The following is a 1,603-nucleotide window of genomic DNA, read 5'->3' as shown; positions in this document are numbered from 1 at the left end:
AGACATTACTTGCCAATGGCAAGGCATACGAAATAGTGCGGGTAGTCCAGAAGTTAGAATCACCACCGGCAGAGAAGGTAACTATTACCAGTAAAACTTCGTATGTCTATGGTAATGGGCAGTTAGTGGCGAAGCTACAGGAACAACCAATTAACTCTGCTCCGAAGATTTATTACTACCATAATGACCACTTAGGTTCAGCAAGGGTGATTACGGATAAGGACGGCAAGGTAGTCGAGCAGTATTTCTATTATCCCTTTGGTGGTGGCGGACCTGTAGGTGGACCAACATTTACTGGCAAGGAACTGGATGAGAGCGGCTTATTCTACTTCGGCGCCAGATACTATGACCCTGCACTGGGTAGATTCATTACCCCGGATCCTGTAGATATAGTTGGTTCAAATCCGTATGTTTATTGTTATAACAATCCACTTGTTTATGTAGACCCCAACGGTGAGTTTGCTTGGTGGGCAGCATTCCTGATTGGTGGTTTTGTTAGTGCGGGTATAACCTATTTTGAAACTGGTGAATTCAGCCTTGAATCGTTCGTTATAGGTGGAATGATGAGTCTGATGACCTATGGGATAGCATTCTCAGGAGCAATGGATGCAGGAGTAGGTGCTGGTGTAGCAGAAACACTCGCCTCAAATAGGGTAATAGCCTCTGGAATTACTCAAGTCATTATGTCCACAGATTTCGTGCGAAACGAATTAGGAATAGATAACTTCTGGGAATCTGTATTTGCTTCAGCCTTTATTCAAGCAGGAATTGAAACAACGATGAATTGGCAACCGGCGGTACGAGGAGGATTGAGTAAAACAGATAGGGACTCGTTACTTTCAAATCAAGGTCTCGAAACAAGTGGTAGATCTGTTGGGAAAATTTTTAAAGATATGGGGAAGGTAGGTAAAATATCTATAGGAGGAGAGGAATGGTATTATGGATCTGATTTGGTTGGAAGGGGAGAATGGCCAATTCCAGTACCTGCTCGCCATGTCGCAGTAAGATCAGTAGATCCGACAAAAACACCTTCTGGATGGAAGTCATATCTGCAAATGAAACAATATGGGATAAGTGGTGTATGTTATCAAGATGTAGGTAGACTAACAGGTAAAATTCCTACTCTATTTTATCCCACCTTTCCAGAAGCATGGCTTACAGTTGGTGTTTATGGAGGTATGGGAGGACCTGGGGCACTACCTGCATATCTGTTAATGCAATATGTGAATTATCGAGATTTGTGGTAGGAGAAAAGAAATGGTGAAAAGAATACTTATATTTATAGGGTTAACTTTAATTTTATGTGATGGGGGAAAAGTATTAATTGCTGATGAGAATAACGAAGTATTAGGGGATAGGATAGGGTCGCATCTTGAATTGTGAATTGTTAATAAAGGAATAGTAAAATTTACTTTTTCTTTCCTTAATTGTTCTTTGAAAATTAAGCATCTCTGACAATAGAGATCCAAATGCTATGATAGCACCATTTTTTAGAGACCTGAATCCAGGAGATGGTGGTAAGATTACTTATAAGGATTTAGGTGATAAATGGGTAATGAGTTGGGAAGATGTACCATTGTACTCGCCAGGTGATAAAAAAGAG

Annotated in this window: 2 protein-coding genes; both read left to right on the top strand. The window is 40.7% G+C overall.

All coding sequences use genetic code 11. From position 1 onward, the window contains the following. A partial coding sequence (locus AB1422_19310) for an RHS repeat-associated core domain-containing protein (GenBank protein ID MEW6621450.1) occupies positions 1 to 1,247 on the top strand: 1,247 nt, incomplete at its 5' end. A gap of 10 nt (positions 1,248 to 1,257) precedes the next feature. Further along, on the top strand, positions 1,258 to 1,383 hold the full coding sequence (locus tag AB1422_19305) for a hypothetical protein (GenBank protein MEW6621449.1): 126 nt from the start codon (positions 1,258 to 1,260) through the stop codon (positions 1,381 to 1,383). Positions 1,384 to 1,603 lie beyond the last annotated feature (220 nt).

The sequence above is a fragment of the bacterium genome (assembly GCA_040757115.1).
Classification (GTDB): Bacteria; UBA9089; CG2-30-40-21; order CG2-30-40-21; family SBAY01; genus JBFLXS01.
This window is presented reverse-complemented; position numbering and strand designations above follow the sequence as displayed.